Raw genomic sequence first — 24,017 nt, forward strand, 5'->3', positions numbered from 1 at the left:
TAAGGCAATCAGACCAGCGGATCACCGACATGCAGGATCTTCATGCCGTTGGTGCCACCGATGGTGTGGTAGCTGTCGCCCTTGGTCAGGATCACCCAGTCACCTTGTTGCACCAAACCACGCTTGAGCAGTTCGTCGACCGCCGCCTGGCTCACCTTGTCGGCCGGCAGCGAAGCCGGGTCGAAGGCGATCGGGTAGACACCGCGGAACATCGAGACGCGAGCCTGGGTAGCGCGGTGCGGCGACAGGGCGAAGATCGGCACGTGCGAACGCAGGCGCGACATGATCAGCGGGGTGTAGCCACTCTCGGTGAGGGCGATGATCGCCTTGACGCCCGGGAAGTGGTTGGCGGTGTACATGGCCGCCAGGGCGATGCTTTCGTCGCAACGCTCGAAGGTGGTGTGCAGGCGGTGGCTGGACTTCTGGTTGGTCGGGTGCTTCTCGGCACCCTGGCAGATGCGCGCCATGGCCTGGACGGCTTCGATCGGGTAGGCGCCGGCGGCACTTTCGGCCGACAGCATCACCGCATCGGTGTTGTCCAGCACGGCGTTGGCCACGTCGGACACTTCGGCGCGGGTCGGCATCGGGTTCTGGATCATCGACTCCATCATCTGGGTCGCCACGATCACCGCTTTGTTGTTGCGGCGGGCGTGCTGGATGATCTTCTTCTGGATGCCGATCAGCTCGGCGTCGCCGATTTCCACGCCCAGGTCGCCACGGGCAACCATGACGGCGTCGGAGGCGGCGATCAGCTTGTCGAGGGTTTCGTCGTCGGCAACGGCTTCGGCACGCTCGATCTTGGCCACCAGCCAGGCGCTGCCGCCGGCCTCGTCACGCAGCTTGCGGGCGTATTCCATGTCGCTGGCGTCACGTGGGAACGATACGGCCAGGTAGTCCAGGTCCATTTCCGCGGCCAGCTTGATGTCGGCCTTGTCTTTTTCGGTCAGGGCCGGTGCGGTCAGGCCGCCACCTTTGCGGTTGATGCCTTTGTGGTCCGACAGCGGGCCACCGATGATCACTACGCAGTGCAGTGCATCAGCAGTGGCGGTCTCGACGCGCATGACCACACGGCCGTCGTCGAGCAGCAGTTCGTCACCGACGCCGCAGTCCTTGACCAGGTCGGGATAGTCGATACCGACGATGTCCTGGTTGCCTTCGGTCAGCGGGTGGGCGGTGGAGAAGGTGAACTTGTCACCGATCTTCAGTTCGATGCGCTTGTTGCTGAACTTGGCGATGCGGATCTTCGGACCTTGCAGGTCGCCCAGCAATGCGACGTGGCGGCCGTTCTTGGCCGCGATTTCACGGATCAGGCGAGCGCGCGCCTTGTGCTCGTCCGGCGTGCCGTGGGAGAAGTTCAGACGTGCCACGTCCAGGCCGGCAAGGATCAGTTGTTCGATCACTTCCGGCGAGTTGCTGGCGGGGCCAAGGGTGGCGACGATTTTGGTACGGCGGATGGTCATGCACAGACTCCTATAGTGAAGCGCAGCGAAAGGCTACTCCTGAATCTCGCTGTAGTCATTGTTCCGTTGCACTACCTGCGACCAAGGCAGGGTAGCGTTTGAACGGTCAGGCCATCCTCGCAAAAGGGTGTGAAGATTTATGGGCAAAGGCCGATACACTGGCATCAAAGGAGACCCCTCATGCGAGCCCTGATCGTTTTAGCCTTGGCGGCCAGCGCCGTCGGCTGCACCCGCTGGTCGATGGACCACCACTTGAACAATGCCTACCGTGCCTACGACCGCGGTGATTGCCAGCGGGTGATGCTGGAGCTTTCGCAGGTCGACCGCACCAGCCGCGCGCGACCGTTCGTCCACCCCGAGGTCTCGCTGCTGCGTGGCCAGTGCCTGGAACGCCAGAAGCTGTTCGTGGACGCTGCGCAGACCTACGAGTACATGATCCGGGCCTACCCGGGCAACGAATACGCCTACCGCGCCCAGGCCCGGCTGCAGACCCTCGAGAAGCTTGGCCATTACCGTGGCGCCGAGGCTGCCGTGGCCAACCCGGTGCAGACCACCCCTTGGCGTTAACACCAAGGTGTGATTTATTTCACGGGATTAACCGCGCGCGCTGCGCTAATCTGTAACTCAGTTGTTACAACAACCGCCAGTACCGCGCATTCCTGGCACCGGGTACGGACTGCACTTGTGATCATCTTCAACAAGCGGCATATCGAACGCCATCAGTTGCCCTGCGTTCTCAAGGTCTTCAACCGTTTTACCGATCAGCCGATCGGCCAGCTGGGTAATGCCTCAGTAGACGGTTTGATGCTCATCAGCCAACTGCCGGTGCTGGTCGGGCCGGATTACGAGCTGCAATTGCGTTTGCCGTTGGCCGGTGGCGGGTATCAGTTCATCAACCTCACCGCCAGTTGCCTGTGGTGCCGCGAAGACCAGACGCCCGGCCATTACGACTCCGGCTTTATGTTGCTGCAGGCGCCCCGCGAGTACGACGAGTTCGTTCGCTCTCTGCACGACTATTTCAGTTTCCGCCCCGCCAACGCTTCCGCTAGAGCCGAGTAGGCTAGAATCGGGTCGACCTCGATACAGGACGACCCCGTGAGCTCCAGCATTTTCTGGCACGACTACGAAACCACTGGTATCAACCCGCGCTGCGACCGGCCGCTGCAGGTGGCCGGTGTGCGCACCGACTTCGACCTCAACGAAATCGAAGAACCGATCAGCCTCTATTGCCGCCCCTCGGACGACATCCTGCCGCACCCGGCTGCTTGCCTGGTCACCGGCATCACCCCGCAACAGCTGGAAACCCAAGGGCTGTGCGAAGCCGAATTCATGACCCGGGTGCACGCGCAACTGGCGCGCCCAGGCACCTGTGGCGCTGGCTACAACACCCTGCGCTTTGACGATGAAGTGACGCGCTATAGCCTTTACCGCAACTTTTTCGACCCTTATGCCCGTGAGTGGCAGGGCGGCAACAGCCGCTGGGACCTGATCGACATCGTGCGCACGTCCTACGCCTTGCGCCCTGAAGGCATCGAGTGGCCGCAGCAGGATGGCCGTACCAGCCTGCGTCTGGAGCTGCTCAGCAAAGCCAATGGCATCGACCATGGCCACGCCCACGAGGCACTTTCCGACGTGCGGGCCACGATTGCCCTGGCGCGCTTGATCCGGCAGAAACAGCCGAAATTGTATGAGTGGCTGTTTCAGCTACGCAGTAAACAAAAAGTGATGGAACAGGTCCGTTTGTTGCAGCCGCTGGTACATATTTCGGGGCGTTTTTCGGCGGCCCGTAATTACCTGGGTGTGGTGCTGCCGCTGGCGTGGCACCCGCGCAATCGCAATGCCCTGATTGTCTGCGACCTGCATCAGGAAACCCTACCGTTATTGCGGGAAAGTCCTGAAGTTCTTCGTCAGCGCTTGTATACCCGCCACGAAGAATTGGCCGAGGGCGAATTACCCGTTCCGCTTAAATTGGTGCAGATCAACCGTTGCCCAGTGCTGGCGCCACTCTCGGTATTGCGCCCGGCCGATCAACAACGGTTGGGCATCGACTTGACGTTGTTACAATCGCGTGGCGAACAGCTGGCCAATCAACAAGCACACTGGCAAGACAAGCTGGAACACATCTACGGCAAGGATGATTTCACGCCGAGTGAAGATCCTGAACAACAGTTGTATGACGGTTTTCTGGGCGACCGTGATCGGCGTTTGTGTGAGCAAGTTCGCACGCTGGAACCCGCGCAATTGGGCCAGGGGCACTGGATGTTCGATGACCCGCGCATGCCTGAACTGTTGTTCCGTTATCGGGCTCGCAACTTCCCTGAGACCTTGAACAGTGAAGAGCGTCAGCGTTGGTATGGCTTCTGTCAGCAACGCCTGAGCGACCCGCAGTGGGGCGCGCCGAATACCCTGGGTGATTTCGAGCAGGCGCGGCAGCGTGCCTGGGAAGGCGCCGACGAGGCGGGCCGGCGGGTTCTGGATGCGTGGCAGGAACACGCGCGAAAACTGCAGGCACAATTTGCAATTGCGCAGTGAATGGAAAAACAAAAACGCCGGCATTGAGCCGGCGTTTTTTTGTTGCGCTAAGCAACGTTGAGCGTGCGGACAATCAGTCCAGCAAGGTCGCCCAGCTTTCAACCACGTCACCACCCCACTTGGCTTTCCATTCTTTCAGGGTTTTGTGGTTGCCGCCTTTGGTTTCGATCACTTCACCATTGTGCGGGTTCTTGTATTGCTTGACCTTGCGCGCACGCTTAGTGGCGGTAGGCTTGACCGCGCCGCGAGGCGCTTTGCTCAGTTTCGACTCTGGGTCGAGCAGGGCAATCACATCACGCAGCGACTTGGAGTACTCGCCCATCAGCGTGCGCAGTTTGCCTTCGAACTCCAGCTCTTGCTTCAGCTTGTCGTCTTGCGACAGGTTGGCCAGGCGGGCTTGAAGTTCCTTGATGGCTTCTTCGGTGGCGCGGTACTCGTTAATCAGGGACATGGAGAGTTCCTTTAATGCGTGTTCAGAAATGTGTGCGCCAATAATAGACAGGCGATACTCGCAAGTAAACATACAAATGGGCCATTAACTGTTAATTAAGCTGTGACAACATTTCTCTGCGTGAACAAAAATTTACATTAGCCCTGCGTTTTGTCATGCCGCTGAACAGGGCCACGTCTTGTGTGCCTGGCGGTGTGCACAACGCACGCGGTGCGATCCATACTGCGTTTTTCCTGGCGGGCCGCTAGAATGAGCGCCTTTGCGAAGTTCTGGAGTCTCATTCATGCGCACCTATCGTCTGGTGATCGCCTGCCCCGACCGTGTTGGCATCGTGGCGAAAGTCAGTAATTTCCTGGCCTTGTACAATGGCTGGATCAACGAAGCTAGCCACCACTCCGATGAACAGAGTGGTTGGTTCTTCATGCGTCATGAAATCCGTGCCGAATCCCTGCCATTCGGTATCGAGGCATTCCGCGAGGCGTTCGCGCCCATCGCCGAAGAGTTCTCCATGACCTGGCGTGTGACCGACTCGGCGCAAAAGAAGCGCGTGGTGTTGATGGCCAGCCGCGAATCCCACTGCCTGGCCGACCTGCTGCACCGCTGGCACACCGATGAGCTGGATTGCGATATCCCCTGCGTTATCTCCAACCACAACGACCTGCGCAGCATGGTCGAGTGGCACGGCATTCCGTTCTTCCATGTACCGGTCGACCCCAAGGACAAGGCGCCAGCCTTCGCCGAAGTGTCGCGCCTGGTCCAGGAACACGCGGCCGACGTGGTAGTGCTGGCTCGCTACATGCAAATCCTGCCGCCGCAGCTGTGCCAGGACTACGCTGAAAAAGTGATCAACATCCACCACAGCTTCCTGCCGTCGTTCGTCGGCGCCAAGCCGTACCATCAAGCGGCCCTGCGCGGCGTGAAGCTGATCGGTGCGACGTGCCACTACGTGACCGAAGAGCTGGATGCCGGCCCGATCATCGAGCAGGACGTGGTACGTGTCAGCCATGCCGACAGTATCGAAGACATGGTCCGCTTCGGCCGTGATGTCGAGAAGATGGTGCTGGCCCGCGGCCTGCGTTATCACCTCGAAGACCGCGTGCTGGTGCACGGCAACAAGACCGTGGTGTTCGACTGATACCGAGCCGGTCTGCTTCGCAGCCCATCGCCGGCAAGCCAGCTCCCACAGGTGTGGCGCTAGCCTTGGAGGCTACACCGTTCGGGTGGGAGCCGGCTTGCCGGCGATGGGGCGCAAAGCGCCCCCTCAATCGCGAGGAAACGCTCATGCCAGACCCACGTGACAAAGCTGGCGCCTCACCACCGCCAACCCTCGGCGAGGGCTGCCTGGCCCGCTATGACCCCGAGGCCCTGAGTGACGCCGACGGCACCGACTTCCCCGGTGCAGCCGAACTCTGGCAGCAACTCAACCCGCCTGACGCCGCCAGCGCTCCAGCAGCGGGCGTGCCAGCAAACAAGCGAACACCGGCCCACCCGCCAGCAGATAAAAGTAGTACGTGACCGCGCGCCAGATAACGATCGCTGCCGCCGCTGTCGAACTGCCCACCAAGGGTGTGAGCAGGCTTGCCGAGGTCAATTCGGCGGCACCTGCGCCACCCGGCAACAGGCTGAACTGGCCGGCGCTGAGCGAGAGCATCTGCACCAGGAAGCTGGGGATCCACGACAGCTCCACGCCCAACCCCTTCAGCACCAGGTACAGCACGCTGTAACGCAGGCCCCAATGCGCGCAGGTCAGGGTGAAGACCAGTGCCAGCGTGCGCTTGGGCAGGCGCCAGGTTTGTGCCAGGGCGTCGATGAAGTGCAGCAGCTTGCGCGCCCAGCGGCGTTTACGCCCCGCAGACATCCCCAGGCGCTGTAACAGGCGACCGTTCAAGCGCATCAGCCCACGCCGGTAGCGCAGCAACCCCAGCACTACGACCAATGCCGCACACAGCAACAGTGCGCTGCCCAGCAACATGCTTTGCTGGCTGTGCCCCAGGCGGTGGAACAACGCATAGCCGGCAATCGCCAGCATCGCGCAGAAGAAAAACAGCAAGTCGTTCAACTGGTCCATGGCGAATACCGCGCCGCTGCGCGCCGGGCCAATGCGGTCGCGCGCCAGCAGGGCCATGAGGGTCAGCGGGCCGCCGCTGCCGCCAGGGGTGGTACAGATGGCGAACTCGGTGGCCATGACCACGCCGAGGCTGCGCAGGTAACGCAGTTGTGCGCCTTGCTGGCCGAGTAGCAGGCGCAGGCGAATGGCGTTGATCACCCAGCACAGCATGATCATGCCCAGCAGCATCAGTAACAGGCCGGGGTCGAAGCGTTGCAGGCGGGGCAGCAGTTCGCTGCCGCCCAGCAGCGTCGGTACCAACACCGCGCCCAGCAGGGCCAGGCCTAGCCAGCCCAGGCGATTCATGCGCTGGCCTGGCGGTCCAGCCAGGCGGACTTGGTCAACGGCTCGCGGCCCTCTGCCAGCAGCGCCTGCAGGGTGTGTAGCCAGTAGTCGCGTGATACGCGGTGGCGCATGTCCACCGGGTGCAGGCCGAGGCGCAGGGTCTGCGCGCCACGCCAGCGTTGGCATTGCCAGTCGCAAAGTACCTTCGACACCCTTCGGCGCCAGGCGCTGCGTGCGCTCCACACCAGGCCGGGGGCCTCGATGGCGGTGAACTCAGGCAGGCGGAACAGGTGCTGCGGTGTGCTGGTGTAGCGCAGCGGCAATTGGCGCAGGGCCTGGCGCGTGCCTTCGCTCATCAGCCAGGCGGGGGCAACGAAGCCGGCAACCGGCCAGGCTTGCCGCTCGAACACCGACAGGCCTTGCTCCAGGCGTGCCAGCGCCTGACGGTGATCCAGCCCATAGAATTCGCCTTCATGGGTATAGATGCGGCGCATGAAAAACGCCCCGGGGCTGCGCGGTGGCGCGCCGTCGTCAGCATGGTAGTAGCCATGCAGCGCCAGCTCATCACCCATTGCCAGGCGCCGGTCGAGCAGGCGGCAGAACGTGGGCGAGCGGTGCAGGGGGTTGCGGTGGTGAAAGTCTGGCACCACCAGCCAGGTCATGGGCACACCGCCGATCTTGTCGACGGCTTCGACGAAGGGTTGGTAGTCGGGCCAGGTCTCGGGCGCGATGTCGTGCAGCACCAGCATCAGGCTGCGTGCTGCGCTGCCGGTTTCAGCCATGGGCCCGCGCCCGCGGTTGGTGGCCGAGCACGGCCTGGTAATGCTGCAGCAGGCCGGCGACCACGTTGTCCCATGAATAGTGTTGCTCGACATGGCGGCGGGCTTGGGTGCCGAGGGTACGCACGCCCTCTTCGAACACCTGGCGCACCGCCTGCGCCATGGCTACCCCGTCATTGGCCTGGCACAGCCGCCCGCATTGTTCGTTGACGATCTCGCCAAAGGCACCGGCACGCACCGCCACCACTGGCGTCGCGCTGGCCATGGCTTCGAGAATGACCAGGCCAAAGGTTTCCTGGTCGCCGGCATGCACCAGCAGGTCGGCACTGGCCATCAGCCTGGCGACCTCCTGCGGCGGGCAGAAGTGGTCGATCACGCTGACGTTCTGCGGCACATTCGCAGGCATGTTGGAGCCCACCAGCAACAGGTGGTAGGGCCGGCCCAGGCGCTGCATGCAGTCGAGCAGAACCGGCAGGTTCTTTTCCCGCGAGCCACGGCCGGCGTAGATCAGCAGGCGGCTGGTGTCGGCAATCCCAAGTTCCGCGCGCAGGTGCGGGTCGCGGTGGTCGGGGTTGAAGGTGGCCAGGTCTACACCCAGGCGCTGCACATGCACATCGCGTATGCCCAGCCGGCGCAGTTTGTCGGCCATCACCTGGCTGGGGGCCAGCACCCGGTCGAAGTTGCCGTACAGCTTGCTGACGTAGGCTTCGACATTGGGCGTGAACCAATTGCCCATGCGGTTGCTCACCAGCAGCGGCAGGTCGGAATGGTAGAAGCCAATCACCGGCACATCCAACTGGCGGCGTGCCTCCAAGGCAGCCCAGGCGGTCAGGTACGGGTCGCCGACTTCGATCAGGTCGGGTTTGAGGCTGCGCAGCACATTGCACCAGGGCGCCAGGCGCACCGGGAAGCGGTAGCCATTGCCAAAGGGCAGGGGTGGGGCCGGCACCTGGTAGATGCCATCGGTGTGTTGCGCGCTGGCGCCGGGGATCAACAAGCTGTGGCGCACGCCTTGGATGGCATCGAGGCGGCGGTGTTTGGCATCAAGATAGGTACGTACGCCACCACTGGCGGGGGCGTAGAACATGGTGATGTCGGCAATGTGCACGATCAGCATCCCTCCGGGATCGTCTTCGGGTCTGTCATCCGGCCGTAATGGACCGGCGATGACGCGCCTAAAGGTTGACCTACCAGAAGGATAGTTTGTTCGATCGAGGTTGGGCTGGTTGCTGCGGGCTTGTAGGCGCAGCCTTGTGCTGCGAAGAGGTCGGCACGGACGCTACAGCTTTGTGGGCTGAGCTGGCCTCTTCGCAGCGCAAGGCTGCGCCTACAGGGGGCTATTGAGCAGTCACTAGATACGGAAGCTGCCCACCAGGTGCTTCAGGCGCGAAGCCTGTTGCTCCAGGTCCGAACACGCGCGCAGGGTGGCCTGCAGGTTTTCGACACCTTCCTGGTTGAGCATGTTGATCTCGTTGATGTCCATGTTAATCGCTTCGACCACGGCTGTTTGCTCTTCGGTGGCGGTGGCCACCGACTGGTTCATGCCGTCGATCTCGCCGATACGCACCGTCACGCTGTCCAGCCGCTCGCCGGCCTGGTTGGCGATCTGCACGCTGTCCTGGCTGTGGCGCTGGCTCTGGCCCATGGTATCGACCGACTCGCGGGCACCGACCTGCAGCTCTTCGATCATGGTCTGCACCTGTTGTGCCGACTCTTGGGTGCGGTGTGCCAGGTTGCGCACCTCGTCGGCGACCACGGCAAAGCCACGCCCGGCTTCACCGGCGCGGGCGGCTTCGATCGCCGCGTTCAAGGCCAGCAGGTTGGTCTGCTGGGAGATGCTGGTGATGACTTCGAGAATCTGGCCGATGTTGACGGTCTTGCTGTTGAGCGTCTCGATGTGCGCACTGGAGGTGACGATCAAGTCGGACAGGCGGTTCATCGCGGCGATATTGCGCTCGACCACCTGCTGGCCCTCTTCGGCCAGCAGCCGTGCGGAGCTGGCGTGTTGCGAAGCCTGGGCAGCATTGCCGGCGATTTCCTGTGCCGCGGCGCCCAGTTCGTTGATGGCGGCGGCGACGCTGTTGGTGCGGTTGGATTGCTCGTCCGAGTTGGTCATCGACGAGTTCGAGGCGCTGATCACGCGCAGGGCCACTTCATTGACCTGCTCGGTGGCCGAGGACACTTCGCGGATGGAACCGTGGATACGCTCGACGAAGCGGTTGAAGGCGCTGCCGAGCAGGCCGAATTCGTCGTGGTTGTGGATGCGCAGACGCTTGGTCAGGTCGCCTTCGCCTTCGGCGATGTCTTCCATGGCGCGGGTCATGGTCAGCAACGGTTGCATCAGCACGCGAATCAGCAGGCCGAGCAGGCCGATGATGATGACCACCGCGACCAGCGTGGCGATCACCGCCGAGGTGCGGAAGGTGCTGAGCATGGAGAAGGCTTTGTCCTTGTCCACCGACAGGCCGATGTACCAGTTGGCCGAAGGCAGGCCTTTGATCGGGGTGAAGGTGAGCAGGCGGGTCTCGCCCTGGGCCTGAACTTCTGTCAGCTCACCGGACAGTTTCGGCGTGTGCTGAGGGAATAGGTCTGACAGCGATTTCATCACCAGGCTCTGGTCCGGGTGTACCAGGATTTTGCCTTGGTCGTTGACCAGGAAGGCGTAGCCCATGCCGCCGAAGTTCAGCGAGTTGATGATCTGCACCAAGCCGTCGAGGGCCAGGTCGCCACCGACCACGCCCACGCTGTTGGAGACCTTGCTGAGGATGCCGATGACCATCTTGTTGGTGGTCATGTCGATGTACGGCTCGGTCAGGGTCGCGCCAGAGGCGTTCATGCCGCCCTTGTACCAGGGGCGGGTACGCGGGTCATAACCCTCAGGCATCTTGGCGTCCGGGCGCACGCTGAAACCGCCATCGACCTTGCCCAGGTACACCGTGAGGAAGCTTGTGATCAGGGCATTCTGCCCCATCAGGGTTTCAGCGTCGTTGGGGGCCTGGGCAATGTTCTGTGCCAGGTTCTCCACCAGCTTTATACGGCCTTCGAACAGGTTGCGGATATTGGTCGAAGTCGACTCGCCCATTTCAGTCAGATAATTCTCCAGATCCTCTCTGATGGCATTACGCTGGAGATAATCGTTATAGAGGGTGAACAGGCTGAAGGCGAGTATCACGATCAGTGAGGCCGCCAAGAGAATCTTGTGGCTGAAACGAAGGCTTTTGCTCATGGAGTAATCGGTTCCGCTAAGGTTTTATCGGGCGTTCGCACGAATACATCTGCAAGACAGTGCAACATCCCGGGAAGTCCTAGTTGGGTTGTTACTGTGTTCTAGGCGAATATCACCCCGAGGTATCGGCCGATACGCGGCAAAGCTTGAGAAGAGGATGAAAGAAGATGTCGGATTCTTCGCAAATAGTTGTAGGGGCGGGCCTTGATGGTCAGCCTGTCAATCAAGCCATGCGCCTCGCCAACCGTCACGGCCTGGTCGCCGGCGCCACGGGCACCGGCAAGACGGTCACCTTGCAGCACCTGGCCGAGGTGTTCAGTGATGCCGGCGTGGCAGTGTTCGCGGCCGATGTAAAAGGCGACCTGTGCGGCCTGGGTGCGGCGGGCGCACCGCAAGGCAAGGTGGCCGAACGCATTGCCGGCATGCCGTGGTTGGGGCATACGCCGCAGGCTTATCCGGTAAGCCTGTGGGATATCGCCGGGCAGTCCGGCCACCCCTTGCGCACGACCCTCAGCGAAATGGGGCCGCTGCTGCTGGGTAACCTGCTGGAACTGACCGACAGCCAGCAGGCAGCCTTGTATGCGGCATTCAAGGTGGCCGACCGTGAAGGCCTGCTGTTACTCGACCTCAAGGACCTCAAGGCGCTGCTGGCGCACCTGAAGGACAACCCGCAGATGCTGGGTGAAGACAGCGCGCTGATGACCAGTGCCTCCACCCAGGCCTTGCTGCGTCGCCTGGCGACCCTCGAGCAGCAAGGTGCCGAGGCGCTGTTCGGTGAGCCCGCGTTGCAACTCGAAGACTTGCTGCGGCCTGGCAGTGACGGCCGTGGGCGCATCCACCTGCTCGATGCCAGCCGGCTGGTGCATGAAGCGCCGAAGGTATATGCAACCTTCCTGCTGTGGCTGTTGGCGGAGTTGTTCGAGCAGTTGCCAGAGCGCGGCGATGCCGACAAGCCAGTACTGGCGCTGTTCTTCGATGAAGCGCATTTGCTGTTCAATGGCACGCCCAAGGCGTTGCAGGACCGCCTGGAGCAGGTGGTTCGGCTGATTCGCTCCAAGGGCGTGGGGGTCTACTTCGTGACCCAGTCGCCAGGTGATCTACCCGATGCCGTGTTGGCCCAATTGGGTTTGCGCATCCAGCATGGTTTGCGTGCGTTCACCGCAAAAGAGCAGAAGTCGCTGCGGGCCGTGGCCGATGGTTTCCGCCCCAACCCCGCATTCGACAGCCTGGCGGTGCTGACCGAGCTAGGTATTGGTGAAGCGTTGGTCGGTACGCTGGAAGACAAGGGCACCCCCGCCATGGTGCAGCGGGTGCTGATCGCGCCGCCGCAGTCGCGTATCGGGCCATTGAGTGCGGCTGAGCGCACTGCATTGATTACCTCGTCACCGCTGGCCGGGCGTTATGACAAGCCGGTGGACCGTGAGTCGGCTTATGAAATGCTCACTCAGCGCAAAGGTGAGCCTGTCGAGCCAGCGCCAGTGCCGAAGGCCGATGAAGAGAGCTTTGCCGACAAGGCTGGCGATTTTTTGCAGAGTGCAGCGGGGCAGGCGATCAAGTCCGCCGTGCGGCAGGCGGCCAATCAGTTGGGTCGGCAATTGGTGCGCGGGCTGATGGGGTCGTTGTTGGGGGGCAAGAAGCGCTAGCAGCGCCACGCACTGCAGGAGCAGCCTTGCGCTTCGAAGAGGCCGGTACAGCCCATGAAGCTGTAGTGCCTTTGCCGACGTCTTCGCAGCGCAAGGCTGCTCCTACAGAGGCGCGGTAATATGAAAAAGGCGCCCGAAGGCGCCTTTTTCTACAGCGGTGTCGCTCAGCCGATTGCCTTGGACGCCAGCCAGAACAGGCCAGCTGCCAAGCCCATCGAGGCAGGCAGGGTCAGGATCCAGGCCAGCAGGATGGTCTTCACGGTGCCGCCTTGCAGGCCGCTCTTGTTGGCGACCATGGTACCGGCCACGCCGGACGACAACACGTGGGTGGTCGATACCGGCAGGCTGAACACGTTGGCCATGCCGATGGCACAGGCCGCGGTGATCTGCGCCGACATGCCCTGGGCGTAGGTCATGCCTTGCTTGCCGATCTTCTCGCCAACGGTCAGGACCACGCGCTTCCAGCCGACCATGGTACCCAGGCCCAAGGCCAGGGCAACGGCCACGATCACCCAGAACGGTGCATATTCGGTGGTGGCGGTGAGGTCTTTGCGCAGCTTCTCCAGGTCCGCCTTTTCACGGGCATCCAGGCCTGGCAGCTTGCCGACCTTTTTCGCCGTGTCATCCAGGCAGAGCAGGTAGCGGCGAACTTCCACGCGCTTCTCGGCATCCAGGGTGTGGTAGTCGGTCACGCCCTTGAGCGAGGCCTGCAGTGCGGCGATGGTCGGCTCGGTCTGCTGCGGGTTGCAGCTGAACTGCTCCGGCAGGTCGCTCGCCTTGGCCTTGCCCAATGCCAGGAACTCACCCAGGGTGGCGGCATTGCGCTCGTAGAACTGGCTCATGTGCAGGGTGGCGTCGCGGGTGCGTTCGATCTGATAGGTGGTGCTGTTCAGGTCGAGCACGAACTTGGCCGGCACGATACCGATCAACACCAGCATGATCAGGCCAATGCCTTTCTGGCCATCGTTGGAGCCGTGCACGAAGCTTACGCCCATGGCCGAAATCACCAGTACCAGGCGGTTCCAGAACGGCGGGTGCTTCTTGTCGTCGAGCTTGCGGCGCTGTTCAGGCGTCTTGTGCATCTTCGACAGCGGGCGCCACCATTTAAGGCCGATCAGCACCAGCGCAGCGACCGCGAAACCGGCCATGGGCGAGACCACCAGCGACATGGCGATGTCGATCGCCTTCTGCCAGTTGACGCCATCGCCCAGCGGGATGTCGTTGATCAGGGCGTTGGCCAGGCCAACACCGAGGATCGAGCCGATCAGCGTGTGCGAGCTGGAAGCCGGGATACCGAAGTACCAGGTGCCCAGGTTCCAGGTGATGGCCGCAGCCAACAGCGAGAAGACCATGGCCAGGCCGTGTCCGGTGTTCACATTGATCAGCAGCTCTACCGGCAGCAGGTGAACGATGGCATAGGCCACCCCGACACCACCGAGCAGAACGCCGAGGAAGTTGAACACGCCGGAGAAGAACACGGCGAGGTGCGGCGGCATGGCTTTGGTATAGATGACGGTAGCTACCGCGTTGGCGGTGTCATGAAAGCCATTGATGAACTCGAAGGCGAGTACGAAGGTCAAGGCGAGCAGGAGGCTCACCAACACCCAGGCATCCAGTCCGCTGAATAAATCGATCATGAAGGTTGTCTGGCGGTCTTAGGGGGGCGGGATTATGCCAGAAAATATTGGCAATCGATGCACCTGCTACAGACCAATAGCACGCACTGTGACGCAGCCTTCACGCGCTTGCCAACGCTTCCATGAACAGTAGCGTCCGCAAAAAAGCGTGAAATATTCAAAAAATCGGCAAATGTCTGGGAAATAATCGACGCTTGACTGATTCAAACGGCCGTATGAAATTTGTGTAATTCCATTTCATCATCGACCTCTGAGTAAAGATCGACCGCGCCCGGGCAGGCCGGGCGACGAAGCGGAAGGCGGAACGTTGCGCTTACGGCTTGTCGCTGCGCAGTTCCTTTTCCATTTTTTCCAGTTCCTGATTGAACGCCTGGTCACGCACGCTGGCGCGCTTGCGCCACGGTTTGCGTTCGGGGTCCGGTTGAGCGGCGTAAGTGGTCACTTCACCACCGTAAACATCCTTGTAACGTTCAGCCTGGCGCTCGAGTTCTGCGCGCAGTTCATCTTTCGTCACAGTAGTACCTGAGTAAGTTGAATTAAGACTGTTGTTTTAGCTGTACAGCATGCCCCTGCGCATACAAAGGATGCCACAGGGAAAGCAGAGGGGGTGCCATACAGAACCTGCACATGCGTGGGTTGCCCGTAAGTGCTGGAGACAGCGGTGTGTTCCATTACCACAGCAACAAGGCGTACAACCCAATCGATTATAGCAACCGATAATTCTTCGAACAGGGATATTTACCAAAGCCTGACATGCCCGTCGAAGTAGTTGGGCTCAATGGGTAACGCGTCACACCGTGCGTATAACTTTGAAAGGAGCGAGCGGCAAAAGTTCGTCGGCCAGCCGTGGCGAACGCAGAAAGTAAAACGGCCTCGCACAAGGCGAGGCCGTTGCCTGGGACTTCTACGGTGGGTACCTGACCAGTCTCTCCAAAGAAGCCACAAAGTGGCATGAGAAAGGTATAAGCAAAAGTGTCAGCGGTCAATTGCGATTATCGGCCGTTCGTTCGATAATCGCACGACCCAGCGTTTTTTTTGAGGTGAGCGATGAGCGACGAAACAGCGGCCAACGAATCTGCCAACCCAGAGTCGGCACGCCCTGCCGCACCCGCCCTGGCGCCGCCGATCGTGGCGTCGCCGGCCAAGCGTATTCAGGCGTTTACTGGCGACCCGGATTTCATGACCTCCCTCGCGCGAGGGCTGGCAGTCATCCAGGCGTTTCAGGAGCGCAAGCGCCACCTGACCATCGCCCAGATCAGCCACCGCACCGAAATCCCTCGCGCAGCCGTGCGCCGTTGCCTGCATACCTTGATCAAGCTGGGCTATGCGACGACTGACGGGCGCACGTATTCACTGTTGCCCAAGGTGCTGACCCTGGGCCATGCCTACCTGTCGTCGACGCCATTGGCGATTTCTGCGCAGCCGTACCTGGACCGCATCAGTGACCAACTGCACGAGGCGGCCAACATGGCCACCCTCGAAGGCGACGACATCCTTTATATAGCCCGATCGGCGACTGTGGAGCGGTTGATCTCGGTCGACCTGTCGGTAGGCGGGCGCTTGCCGGCCTACTGCACGTCGATGGGGCGCATTCTGCTGGCGGCGATGGACGACACCAGCCTGCGCGAGTACCTCGACCGGGCTGACCTCAAGCCGCGCACCAGCCGCACCTTGCACGATGCCGAATCGTTGTTTGCCTGCATTCAGCAGGTGCGTGCTCAGGGCTGGTGCGTGGTGGACCAGGAACTGGAACAAGGGCTGCGTTCGATCGCCGTGCCGATCTATGACGCTTCGGGGCAGGTGCTGGCTGCATTGAACGTCAGCACCCACGTCGGGCGTGTGACGCGCAGCGAACTGGAGCAGCGCTTCTTGCCGATCCTGCTGGCAGCCAGTCGAGACCTTTGCCATCAATTGTTTGGTTGATGCCGCGCAAGGGAGGGCCGCTGAGCGCCCTTCCTGCCCCATTATCGAGCACGGACGCCTTTCCTGTTCGATAAACGCACAATGTCGTGCTCAGTGAATTGCGTCGTCCCGGTAGGCTGATTAATGTCTCTCGCAACGGTCGGCTTTGCCGACCGAACAAGAAAAACATGTGAGGCACATACCATGACTACTGTCCCATCGCTGCCGCGGCCGCACCCGCTCGCAGCACTGTTGTATCCAGGCTGACGCAGGCCGCCATCCTCCTACTATCGAACCCTGTACTTGCGCGCTGAGTGCAGTGGCATGGCCGTGCCCTAATTCTGGATAACAACAATGAACCAACCGCAAACCAACGTCGGCAAATGCCTCGACGTCCAGTCGTTCATCAACGACCAGCCGCTGTCCCGCTATCAATGGCGCGTCGTGCTGCTGTGTTTTCTAATCGTTTTCCTCGATGGCCTGGACACTGCCGCCATGGGCTTCATCGCCCCGGCCTTGTCGCAGGAGTGGGGCATCGACCGCGCCAGCCTCGGCCCGGTCATGAGTGCCGCGTTGATCGGCATGGTGTTCGGCGCACTGGGCTCAGGCCCGCTGGCCGACCGTTTTGGGCGTAAAGGCGTGCTGGTGGCTGCCGTGCTGGTGTTCGGCGGCTTCAGCCTGGCCTCGGCCTACGCGACCAATGTCGACCAGTTGCTGGTTCTGCGCTTCCTCACCGGGCTTGGCCTGGGTGCAGGTATGCCCAATGCGACGACGCTGCTGTCCGAATACACCCCTGAGCGGCTCAAATCGCTGCTGGTGACCAGCATGTTCTGCGGCTTCAACCTGGGCATGGCGGGCGGTGGGTTTATCTCCGCGAAGATGATCCCGGCGTATGGCTGGCATAGCCTGCTGGTGATCGGTGGCGTGCTGCCGCTGCTGCTGGCGGTGGTGTTGCTCATCTGGTTGCCGGAGTCGGCACGCTTCCTGGTAGTGCGTAATCGCGGTACGGATAAAGTCCGCAAAACCCTGGCGCCGATTGCGCCGCAGGTAGTGGCCCAGGCGGCCAGCTTCAGCGTGCCGGAGCAGAAGGCGGTGGCGGCGCGCAACGTATTCGCGGTCATCTTCTCCGGCACCTACGGCCTGGGCACGATGTTGCTGTGGCTGACTTACTTCATGGGCTTGGTGATTGTCTACCTGTTGACCAGCTGGCTGCCGACCCTGATGCGTGACAGCGGGGCCAGCATGGAGCAGGCGGCGTTCATTGGCGCACTGTTCCAGTTTGGCGGCGTGCTGAGCGCAGTCGGGGTGGGCTGGGCCATGGATCGCTTCAACCCGCACAAGGTCATCGGCATTTTCTACCTTCTGGCCGGGATGTTTGCCTACGCGGTGGGGCAGAGCCTGGGCAACATCACCCTGCTCGCCACCCTGGTACTGGTCGCTGGTATGTGCGTCAACGGGGCGCAGTCGGCCATGCCGTCGCTGGCTGCCCGCTTCTACCCAACCCAAGGGCGTGCCACGGGCGTTTCGTGGATGCTGGGCATCGGCCGCTTTGGTGCGATTCTCGGCGCCTGGAGTGGTGCGACGCTGCTGGGCCTGGGCTGGAATTTCGAACAGGTGCTGACAGCGCTGCTGGTGCCGGCGGCATTGGCGACGGTGGGTGTGGTCGTGAAAGGGTTGGTCAGCCACGCGGACGCGACCTGAGTGCCGAAGGGGGCCGCTTTGCGGCCCATTCGCAGCACAAGGCTGCTCCTACAGTAGAAATACATAAATGGTTCGATAATCGCACATAAGGTCGATTATCGGATTGTAAGGGACCTACCAGTCTCCTTAATCTGAACGCATTGATGAACCCTGACCGGGAGTCTCCAAAGCAAGCCGGCACCCCATGAATTCGCTGTCGCTGCAGTTCATTCGGGGGCCAATCCGCGAGCAGATCGTTGCGGCCATCCGCTGGGCGATCCGCTTTGCCGGCGACGTGCAGACCACCACCGAATCCACCCGAATCGAGATGTCCGCCTTACGCGACCTCGAAGCCCATACCGCCGCGGCCCATGGCCAGATGGCAGGAGAAGCCAAATGCGCGACGTATTCATCTGTGACGCCATCCGCACCCCGATCGGCCGCTTCGGCGGCACCCTGGCCGGCGTGCGCGCCGATGACCTGGCGGCAGTGCCGCTGAAGGCGCTGATCGAGCGTAACCCTTCGGTGCAGTGGGATCAGGTCGACGAAGTGTTCTTCGGCTGTGCCAACCAGGCCGGTGAAGACAACCGCAACGTGGCGCGCATGGCGCTGCTGCTGGCGGGCCTGCCTGAGAGCATTCCTGGCGTGACCCTGAACCGCCTGTGCGCATCGGGCATGGATGCCATCGGCACGGCGTTCCGCGCGATCGCCAGTGGCGAAATGGAATTGGCCATCGCCGGTGGCGTCGAGTCGATGTCGCGTGCACCCTTCGTGATGGGCAAGGCCGAAAGCGGCTACTCGCGCAACATGAAGCTTGAAGACACCACCATCGGCTGGCGTTTCATCAACCCGCTGATGAAGAGCCAGTACGGCGTCGATTCGATGCCGGAAACCGCTGATAACGTCGCTGACGATTACCAGGTGTCCCGCGCCGACCAGGATGCATTCGCCCTGCGCAGCCAGCAAAAGGCCGCCGCGGCCCAGGCAGCCGGCTTCTTCGCCGAAGAGATCGTCCCGGTGCGCATTGCCCACAAGAAGGGCGAAACTATCGTCGAGCGTGATGAACACCTGCGCCCGGAAACCACCCTGGAAGCATTGACCAAGCTCAAGCCGGTCAATGGCCCGGACAAGACGGTCACCGCAGGCAACGCATCGGGTGTCAACGACGGTGCTGCGGCACTGATCCTGGCCTCGGCGGAAGCGGTGAAGAAACACGGCCTGACCCCGCGTGCCCGGGTACTGGGCATGGCCAGCGGCGGCGTGGCTCCTCGGGTCATGGGCATTGGCCCGGTGCCTGCCGTGCGCAAGCTGACCGAGCGCCTGGGTGTGGCGATGAGCGACTTCGACGTGATCGAGCTGAACGAGGCGTTCGCCAGCCAAGGCCTGGCCGTGCTGCGTGAGCTGGGTGTGGCCGATGATGCGCCGCAGGTGAACCCCAATGGTGGCGCGATTGCCCTGGGCCACCCGCTGGGCATGAGTGGCGCGCGCCTGGTGCTGACAGCGTTGCATCAGTTGGAGAAGAGTGGCGGGCGTAAAGGCCTGGCGACCATGTGTGTGGGGGTAGGCCAAGGTTTGGCGTTGGCCATCGAGCGGGTTTGATCAGGCTCGGCCTCTTCGCGGGTAAACCCGCTCCCACAGGGATCCACGCAATCCTCTGTGGGAGCGGGTTTACCCGCGAAGAGGCCGGATCTATGAGACACAAGGCTAATGGCCAGCCGCGCAGCGGAACGAGTGTGTTACTAGGTATGTCTAGACTTACCTAGGACCCTCCAGGAGTAAAACCTCATGACCTCAACCTATTACACCGGCGAAGAACGCAGCAAGCGTATCTTCGCGATCGTCGGTGCCTCTTCAGGCAACCTGGTGGAATGGTTCGACTTCTACGTCTACGCCTTCTGCGCGATCTACTTCGCCCCGGCCTTCTTCCCCTCCGACGACCCCACTGTGCAGTTGCTCAACACCGCGGGTGTGTTCGCAGCGGGCTTCCTGATGCGCCCCATTGGTGGCTGGATCTTTGGCCGCCTGGCCGACCGCCATGGCCGCAAGAATTCCCTGATGATCTCGGTGCTGATGATGTGCGCCGGGTCCTTGATGATTGCCTGCCTGCCGACCTACGGCAGCATTGGTACCTGGGCGCCGGCGCTGCTATTGCTCGCCCGCTTGATCCAAGGCCTGTCGGTAGGTGGCGAGTACGGCACCACGGCGACCTACATGAGTGAAGTGGCACTGCGCGGCCAGCGCGGTTTCTTCGCCTCGTTCCAATACGTGACCCTGATCGGCGGCCAGTTACTGGCGGTGCTGGTGGTGGTCATCCTGCAGCAGTTGCTGACCGAGGACGAACTGCGCGCCTGGGGCTGGCGTATTCCGTTCGTAGTCGGTGCCGTGGCTGCGTTGATCTCGCTGATGCTGCGTCGCTCGCTGCACGAAACCAGCAACGCCGAAACCCGCAATGACAAAGACGCGGGCTCGATCAGCGGCTTGTTCCGCAATCACGCCGCGGCGTTCATCACCGTGCTGGGGTACACCGCCGGCGGTTCGCTGATTTTCTACACCTTCACCACCTACATGCAGAAGTACCTGGTCAACACGGCCGGGATGAACGCCAAGAGCGCCAGCTATGTGATGACGGGGGCGCTGTTCCTGTTCATGATCCTGCAGCCGTTCTTCGGCATGCTGTCCGACCGTATCGGCCGGCGTAACTCGATGCTGCTGTTCGGCGCCTTGGGCACGCTGTTCACCGTGCCCCTGTTGATGGCGCTGAAGACCGTGACCAGCCCGTTCCTGGCGTTCGTGCTGATCAGCCTGGCCTTGTGTATCGTCAGTTTCTACACCTCGATCAGCGGCCTGGTAAAAGCGGAGATGTTCCCGCCGCAGGTGCGCGCACTGGGTGTGGGCCTTGCGTATGCGGTGGCCAACGCCATGTTCGGCGGGTCTGCTGAATACGTGGCCTTGGGCCTGAAAACCCTGGGCATGGAAAACACCTTCTACTGGTACGTGACGGCCATGATGGCGGTTGCCTTCTTGTTCAGCCTGCGCCTGCCGAAGCAGGCGGCGTACCTGCACCATGACGATTAAGGACCTGCAATGACGTACCGTGCGGACAACCAGCTGTTCGATGCCTACTTCACCGCGCCGGCCATGCGCGAGATTTTCTCAGACCGTGGCCGCCTGCAGGGCATGCTCGATTTCGAAGCCGCCCTGGCCCGCGCCGAAGCGGCCGCCGGGCTGGTGCCGCACAGTGCGGTGGCGGCCATTGAGGCGGCCTGCAAGGCTGAGCGTTACGACGCTGGCGCCCTGGCCGATGCCATTGCCAGTGCTGGCAACTCGGCGATCCCGTTGGTGAAGGCGCTGGGCAAAGTGATCGCCAGCGGCGTGCCCGAGGCCGAGCGCTACGTGCACCTGGGCGCCACCAGCCAGGACGCCATGGATACCGGGCTGGTACTGCAACTGCGCGATGCCCTCGACCTGATCGAGGCAGACCTCGCTCAACTGGCCGATACCCTGGCGCGCCAGGCCTTGCAACATGCCGACACCCCGATGGTGGGGCGTACCTGGCTGCAACACGCCACGCCGGTCACCTTGGGCATGAAGCTGGCCGGTGTGCTGGGCGCGCTGACCCGTCATCGCCAGCGGCTTCAGGAGCTGCGCCCGCGCCTGCTGTGCCTGCAGTTCGGTGGTGCGTCTGGCAGCCTGGCAGCGTTGGGCAGCAAAGCCATGCCGGTGGCCGAGGGGCTGGCCGAGCAGCTCAAGCTGCACTTGCCCGAGCAACCCTGGCACACCCAGCGCGACCGGCTGGTGGAATTTGCCTCGGTGCTGGGCCTGATCGCCGGCAGCCTCGGCAAGTTTGGCCGCGATGTCAGCCTGCTGATGCAGACCGAGGCGGGGGAGGTGTTCGAGCCTTCCGCGCCAGGCAAGGGTGGTTCGTCGACCATGCCGCACAAACGCAACCCGGTGGGTGCCGCCGTGCTGATCGGTGCCGCTACCCGCGTGCCGGGCCTGTTGTCGACCTTGTTCGCCGCCATGCCTCAAGAACATGAACGCAGCCTTGGCCTGTGGCATGCCGAATGGGAAACCCTGCCGGATATCTGCTGCCTGGTTTCCGGCGCCCTGCGCCAGGCCCAGGTGATTGCCGAAGGCATGCAGGTCGATGCCGAACGTATGCGCCGCAACCTCGACCTGACCCAGGGGCTGGTGCTGGCCGAGGCGGTCAGCATTGTCCTGGCTCAGCGCCTGGGCCGTGACCGTGCTCATCATTTGCTCGAGCAGTGCTGCCAGCGCGCCGTCGCCGAACAGCGCCACCTGCGTGCCGTGCTGGGTGACGAGCCGCAGGTCAGTGCCGAGTTGTCGGCAGAAGAACTCGATCGCTTGCTCGACCCTGCCCATTACCTTGGCCAGGCCCGCGTCTGGGTGGCGCGCGCCGTGGCCGAACATCAACGTTTCACTGCCTGAAGGAGACTGCTGTGGCGCATTTGCAACTGGCCGATGGCGTACTGAACTATCAAATCGATGGCCCGGCGGATGCTCCGGTGCTGGTCTTGTCCAACTCCCTCGGCACCGACCTGGGCATGTGGGACACGCAGATCCCCGTGTGGAGCGAGCACTTCCGTGTGCTGCGCTATGACACCCGCGGCCACGGCGACTCGCTGGTGACCGCCGGCCCTTACAGCATCGAGCAACTGGGCCGCGACGTCGTGGCCTTGCTCGACGCCCTGGACATCAACAAGGCGCACTTCGTCGGCCTGTCGATGGGCGGCCTGATCGGCCAGTGGCTGGGCATCAACGCCGGCGAGCGCCTCGCCAGCCTGACCCTGTGCAACACCGCCGCCAAGATTGGCAGCGATGAGGTCTGGAACCCGCGTATCGACACCGTGCTCAAGGGCGGCCAACAGGCTATGGTCGCGCTGCGCGACGCGTCCATCGCCCGCTGGTTCACCCCGGCCTTCGCCCAGGCGCAGCCCGAGCAGGCCCAGCGTATCTGCCAGATGCTCGCGCAGACCCAGCCTGAGGGCTATGCGGCCAACTGCGCTGCGGTACGCGACGCCGACTACCGCGAGCAGGTTCAGCGTATCCAAGTGCCGACGCTGATCGTTGCCGGTACTGAAGACGTGGTGACCACGCCGGAACATGGCCGCTTCATGCAGGCGGCTATCAAGGGTGCCGAGTATGTCGATTTCCCGGCGGCGCACCTGTCCAACGTCGAGATTGGCGAGCGCTTCAGCCGCCGTGTACTCGACTTCCTGCTGGCCCACTGAGGACAACGCCATGGATGAGAAACAACGCTACGACGCGGGCATGCAAGTGCGCCGCGCGGTGCTGGGCGATGCCCACGTGGACCGCAGCCTGGAGAAGCTCAACGACTTCAATGGCGAGTTCCAGGAAATGATCACTCGCCATGCCTGGGGTGATATCTGGACCCGCCCCGGCCTGCCGCGCCATACCCGCAGCCTGATCACCATCGCCATGCTGATCGGCATGAACCGCAACGACGAGCTCAAGCTGCACCTGCGCGCCGCTGCCAACAATGGCGTGACCCGTGACGAGATCAAGGAAGTGCTGATGCAGAGCGCGATCTATTGCGGTATTCCGGCAGCCAATGCCACCTTCCACCTGGCGGAGTCGGTGTGGGATGAGCTGGGGGTTGAGTCGCGCGCTTGATCCTTGCGGCCTTTGTAGGAGCGGCCTAGCGTCGCGATCGGGCCGCAAAGCGGCCCCAACAGTATTTGCGGTATCACTGAAACCTGGGGCCGCTACGCGGCCCGATCGCGACGCAAGGCCGCTCCTTCGACCTCAGTGTTACCGGCCCGGCGTTGGCTTCCACGGCCCGCTTCAGCGCGGGGCACAACCCCAGCATGAATGCAGCTTCGGCCACCACGAACAGCGGGCCGATGATCAGCCCGCTGATGTCGTCGACGAACGCCGGCTTGCGGCCCTCGTAGTAGTGGCCGACGAACTGGATGATCCAGCCCAGCACAAATGCCCCCAGCCCAGCCCCCAGCCACAGCCCGGTGCTTTGCACCGCCAGTACCTGGCCAACCCACAGGCACAGCCCCAGCAGCAGGCCCATGACCAGCCCGAAGCGCAGGTCCAGGCGCAGGTAGAACCACACCGAGGCGGCGGCCGCCAGCAGGGCAGGTGACAGCCAGATGCCTGCAATGTCCCAGCCTGGGCGCGACAGCAGGATGGTCACGGCCAGCACGATCAGTGGAATGCCGACGAAATGGGTGGCGATGTTGCGCGGGTCGCGGTGGTAATGGGCGTACTGGCTCAGGTGCTCTTCGAGGTTTTTCATTGTTGTGCCTCCCTGGTTTGCCTGAT

At 62.4% G+C, this 24,017-nt stretch carries 22 protein-coding genes and 2 pseudogenes; 14 read left to right on the top strand and 10 right to left on the bottom strand.

From position 1 onward, the window contains the following. Positions 1-8: 8 nt before the first annotated feature. Positions 9-1,460, bottom strand: coding sequence for a pyruvate kinase (gene pyk / locus QOS90_RS19960; RefSeq protein WP_027594073.1), 1,452 nt, complete (start codon positions 1,458-1,460; stop codon positions 9-11). A 180-nt stretch (positions 1,461-1,640) separates the two neighbouring features. Between pyk and QOS90_RS19965 the strand changes: the two genes are divergently transcribed. From QOS90_RS19965 to sbcB, 3 genes are all read left to right on the top strand, one after another. Next, positions 1,641-2,027 (top strand): tetratricopeptide repeat protein, encoded by a 387-nt coding sequence (locus QOS90_RS19965; RefSeq protein WP_085273613.1) that lies wholly within the window; start codon positions 1,641-1,643, stop codon positions 2,025-2,027. Between the two features lie 123 nt (positions 2,028-2,150). After that, entirely contained in the window at positions 2,151-2,519 is a 369-nt protein-coding gene (locus QOS90_RS19970; RefSeq protein WP_027594075.1) for a PilZ domain-containing protein, read from the top strand. 36 nt (positions 2,520-2,555) lie between these two features. Continuing rightward, positions 2,556-3,992 carry an exodeoxyribonuclease I gene (gene sbcB, locus QOS90_RS19975; protein WP_085273612.1) on the top strand — a complete coding sequence of 479 codons (1,437 nt, stop codon included), beginning with the start codon at positions 2,556-2,558 and terminating at the stop codon, positions 3,990-3,992. A 73-nt stretch (positions 3,993-4,065) separates the two neighbouring features. Here sbcB and mvaT read toward each other — a convergent pair whose 3' ends face one another. After that, a complete protein-coding gene (gene mvaT / locus QOS90_RS19980; protein ID WP_027594077.1) occupies positions 4,066-4,443 on the bottom strand; it encodes a histone-like nucleoid-structuring protein MvaT in 378 nt (125 codons plus the stop codon). Positions 4,444-4,726: 283 nt separating this feature from the next. Between mvaT and purU the strand changes: the two genes are divergently transcribed. Further along, entirely contained in the window at positions 4,727-5,578 is an 852-nt protein-coding gene (gene purU, locus QOS90_RS19985; protein WP_027594078.1) for a formyltetrahydrofolate deformylase, read from the top strand. 146 nt (positions 5,579-5,724) lie between these two features. Next, a complete protein-coding gene (locus tag QOS90_RS19990; RefSeq protein ID WP_081717485.1) occupies positions 5,725-5,958 on the top strand; it encodes a hypothetical protein in 234 nt (77 codons plus the stop codon). Here the strand turns inward: QOS90_RS19990 and gpgF are convergent. The 5 genes and pseudogenes from gpgF to QOS90_RS27680 form a co-directional block, all read right to left on the bottom strand. Next, positions 5,864-6,856 carry a glucosaminyl phosphatidylglycerol flippase gene (gene gpgF / locus QOS90_RS19995; protein WP_085273611.1) on the bottom strand — a complete coding sequence of 331 codons (993 nt, stop codon included), beginning with the start codon at positions 6,854-6,856 and terminating at the stop codon, positions 5,864-5,866. The genes QOS90_RS19990 and gpgF overlap by 95 nt on opposite strands. Next, on the bottom strand, positions 6,853-7,617 hold the full coding sequence (gene gpgD / locus QOS90_RS20000) for an N-acetylglucosaminyl phosphatidylglycerol deacetylase (RefSeq protein ID WP_085273610.1): 765 nt from the start codon (positions 7,615-7,617) through the stop codon (positions 6,853-6,855). Before gpgD ends, gpgF begins: the two co-directional genes overlap by 4 nt. Next, positions 7,610-8,731 carry an N-acetylglucosaminyl phosphatidylglycerol synthase gene (gene gpgS, locus QOS90_RS20005; protein ID WP_085273609.1) on the bottom strand — a complete coding sequence of 374 codons (1,122 nt, stop codon included), beginning with the start codon at positions 8,729-8,731 and terminating at the stop codon, positions 7,610-7,612. Before gpgS ends, gpgD begins: the two co-directional genes overlap by 8 nt. Before the next feature lie 234 nt (positions 8,732-8,965). After that, positions 8,966-9,730: a methyl-accepting chemotaxis protein gene (locus QOS90_RS27675; RefSeq protein ID WP_371097681.1), complete on the bottom strand. Its 765-nt coding sequence runs from the start codon at positions 9,728-9,730 to the stop codon at positions 8,966-8,968. Between the two features lie 93 nt (positions 9,731-9,823). Further along, positions 9,824-10,840, bottom strand: a pseudogene (locus QOS90_RS27680) (HAMP domain-containing protein); the annotation flags it as partial. A 167-nt stretch (positions 10,841-11,007) separates the two neighbouring features. Here QOS90_RS27680 and QOS90_RS20015 point away from each other — a divergent pair. Then, entirely contained in the window at positions 11,008-12,483 is a 1,476-nt protein-coding gene (locus QOS90_RS20015; protein WP_085273607.1) for a helicase HerA-like domain-containing protein, read from the top strand. Between the two features lie 164 nt (positions 12,484-12,647). Here QOS90_RS20015 and QOS90_RS20020 read toward each other — a convergent pair whose 3' ends face one another. Both QOS90_RS20020 and QOS90_RS20025 read right to left on the bottom strand, forming a co-directional pair. Next, positions 12,648-14,120 (bottom strand): inorganic phosphate transporter, encoded by a 1,473-nt coding sequence (locus tag QOS90_RS20020; RefSeq protein WP_027594084.1) that lies wholly within the window; start codon positions 14,118-14,120, stop codon positions 12,648-12,650. A 313-nt stretch (positions 14,121-14,433) separates the two neighbouring features. Continuing rightward, positions 14,434-14,634, bottom strand: coding sequence for a hypothetical protein (locus QOS90_RS20025; RefSeq protein ID WP_027594085.1), 201 nt, complete (start codon positions 14,632-14,634; stop codon positions 14,434-14,436). A 533-nt stretch (positions 14,635-15,167) separates the two neighbouring features. On the opposite strand from QOS90_RS20025, the gene pcaR reads away from it, so the two are divergent. From pcaR to pcaC, 8 genes and pseudogenes are all read left to right on the top strand, one after another. Then, positions 15,168-16,043, top strand: a complete 876-nt coding sequence (pcaR, locus tag QOS90_RS20030; protein ID WP_050580745.1) for a pca regulon transcriptional regulator PcaR — start codon at positions 15,168-15,170, stop codon at positions 16,041-16,043. 333 nt (positions 16,044-16,376) lie between these two features. Continuing rightward, positions 16,377-17,723, top strand: coding sequence for a 4-hydroxybenzoate transporter PcaK (gene pcaK, locus QOS90_RS20035; RefSeq protein ID WP_085273606.1), 1,347 nt, complete (start codon positions 16,377-16,379; stop codon positions 17,721-17,723). A gap of 183 nt (positions 17,724-17,906) precedes the next feature. Continuing rightward, a pseudogene (locus QOS90_RS20040) lies at positions 17,907-18,096 on the top strand (CoA-transferase subunit beta); the annotation flags it as partial. 2 nt (positions 18,097-18,098) lie between these two features. Continuing rightward, positions 18,099-19,301, top strand: a complete 1,203-nt coding sequence (pcaF, locus tag QOS90_RS20045; RefSeq protein ID WP_085273605.1) for a 3-oxoadipyl-CoA thiolase — start codon at positions 18,099-18,101, stop codon at positions 19,299-19,301. Positions 19,302-19,487: 186 nt separating this feature from the next. Further along, entirely contained in the window at positions 19,488-20,777 is a 1,290-nt protein-coding gene (locus tag QOS90_RS20050; protein WP_027594089.1) for an MFS family transporter, read from the top strand. Between the two features lie 9 nt (positions 20,778-20,786). Further along, entirely contained in the window at positions 20,787-22,151 is a 1,365-nt protein-coding gene (locus tag QOS90_RS20055; protein ID WP_085273604.1) for a 3-carboxy-cis,cis-muconate cycloisomerase, read from the top strand. Between the two features lie 11 nt (positions 22,152-22,162). Next, positions 22,163-22,954: a 3-oxoadipate enol-lactonase gene (gene pcaD, locus QOS90_RS20060; RefSeq protein WP_085273603.1), complete on the top strand. Its 792-nt coding sequence runs from the start codon at positions 22,163-22,165 to the stop codon at positions 22,952-22,954. 10 nt (positions 22,955-22,964) lie between these two features. Then, positions 22,965-23,357, top strand: a complete 393-nt coding sequence (gene pcaC, locus QOS90_RS20065) for a 4-carboxymuconolactone decarboxylase (protein WP_027594092.1) — start codon at positions 22,965-22,967, stop codon at positions 23,355-23,357. Positions 23,358-23,430: 73 nt separating this feature from the next. Here the strand turns inward: pcaC and QOS90_RS20070 are convergent, their stop codons facing one another. Further along, positions 23,431-23,991: an Mpo1 family 2-hydroxy fatty acid dioxygenase gene (locus QOS90_RS20070; protein WP_085273602.1), complete on the bottom strand. Its 561-nt coding sequence runs from the start codon at positions 23,989-23,991 to the stop codon at positions 23,431-23,433. Between the last annotated feature and the right edge of the window lie 26 nt (positions 23,992-24,017).

It is taken from the genome of Pseudomonas sp. LAIL14HWK12:I10 (assembly GCF_900184205.1).
GTDB lineage: Bacteria > Pseudomonadota > Gammaproteobacteria > Pseudomonadales > Pseudomonadaceae > Aquipseudomonas > Aquipseudomonas kermanshahensis.

Coding starts and splice junctions, on each gene's coding strand:
- gpgF (WP_085273611.1), bottom strand. CDS start 6,856: ATGAATCGCCTGGGCTGGCTAGGCCTGGCCCTGCTGGGCGCGGTGTTG.
- pcaR (WP_050580745.1), top strand. CDS start 15,168: ATGAGCGACGAAACAGCGGCCAACGAATCTGCCAACCCAGAGTCGGCA.
- gpgS (WP_085273609.1), bottom strand. CDS start 8,731: ATGCTGATCGTGCACATTGCCGACATCACCATGTTCTACGCCCCCGCC.
- pcaC (WP_027594092.1), top strand. CDS start 22,965: ATGGATGAGAAACAACGCTACGACGCGGGCATGCAAGTGCGCCGCGCG.
- QOS90_RS20015 (WP_085273607.1), top strand. CDS start 11,008: ATGTCGGATTCTTCGCAAATAGTTGTAGGGGCGGGCCTTGATGGTCAG.
- QOS90_RS20055 (WP_085273604.1), top strand. CDS start 20,787: ATGACGTACCGTGCGGACAACCAGCTGTTCGATGCCTACTTCACCGCG.
- purU (WP_027594078.1), top strand. CDS start 4,727: ATGCGCACCTATCGTCTGGTGATCGCCTGCCCCGACCGTGTTGGCATC.
- QOS90_RS19990 (WP_081717485.1), top strand. CDS start 5,725: ATGCCAGACCCACGTGACAAAGCTGGCGCCTCACCACCGCCAACCCTC.
- QOS90_RS27675 (WP_371097681.1), bottom strand. CDS start 9,730: ATGACCAACTCGGACGAGCAATCCAACCGCACCAACAGCGTCGCCGCC.
- pcaK (WP_085273606.1), top strand. CDS start 16,377: ATGAACCAACCGCAAACCAACGTCGGCAAATGCCTCGACGTCCAGTCG.
- QOS90_RS20050 (WP_027594089.1), top strand. CDS start 19,488: ATGACCTCAACCTATTACACCGGCGAAGAACGCAGCAAGCGTATCTTC.
- pyk (WP_027594073.1), bottom strand. CDS start 1,460: ATGACCATCCGCCGTACCAAAATCGTCGCCACCCTTGGCCCCGCCAGC.
- gpgD (WP_085273610.1), bottom strand. CDS start 7,617: ATGGCTGAAACCGGCAGCGCAGCACGCAGCCTGATGCTGGTGCTGCAC.
- QOS90_RS20020 (WP_027594084.1), bottom strand. CDS start 14,120: ATGATCGATTTATTCAGCGGACTGGATGCCTGGGTGTTGGTGAGCCTC.
- QOS90_RS19965 (WP_085273613.1), top strand. CDS start 1,641: ATGCGAGCCCTGATCGTTTTAGCCTTGGCGGCCAGCGCCGTCGGCTGC.
- mvaT (WP_027594077.1), bottom strand. CDS start 4,443: ATGTCCCTGATTAACGAGTACCGCGCCACCGAAGAAGCCATCAAGGAA.
- QOS90_RS20070 (WP_085273602.1), bottom strand. CDS start 23,991: ATGAAAAACCTCGAAGAGCACCTGAGCCAGTACGCCCATTACCACCGC.
- pcaF (WP_085273605.1), top strand. CDS start 18,099: ATGCGCGACGTATTCATCTGTGACGCCATCCGCACCCCGATCGGCCGC.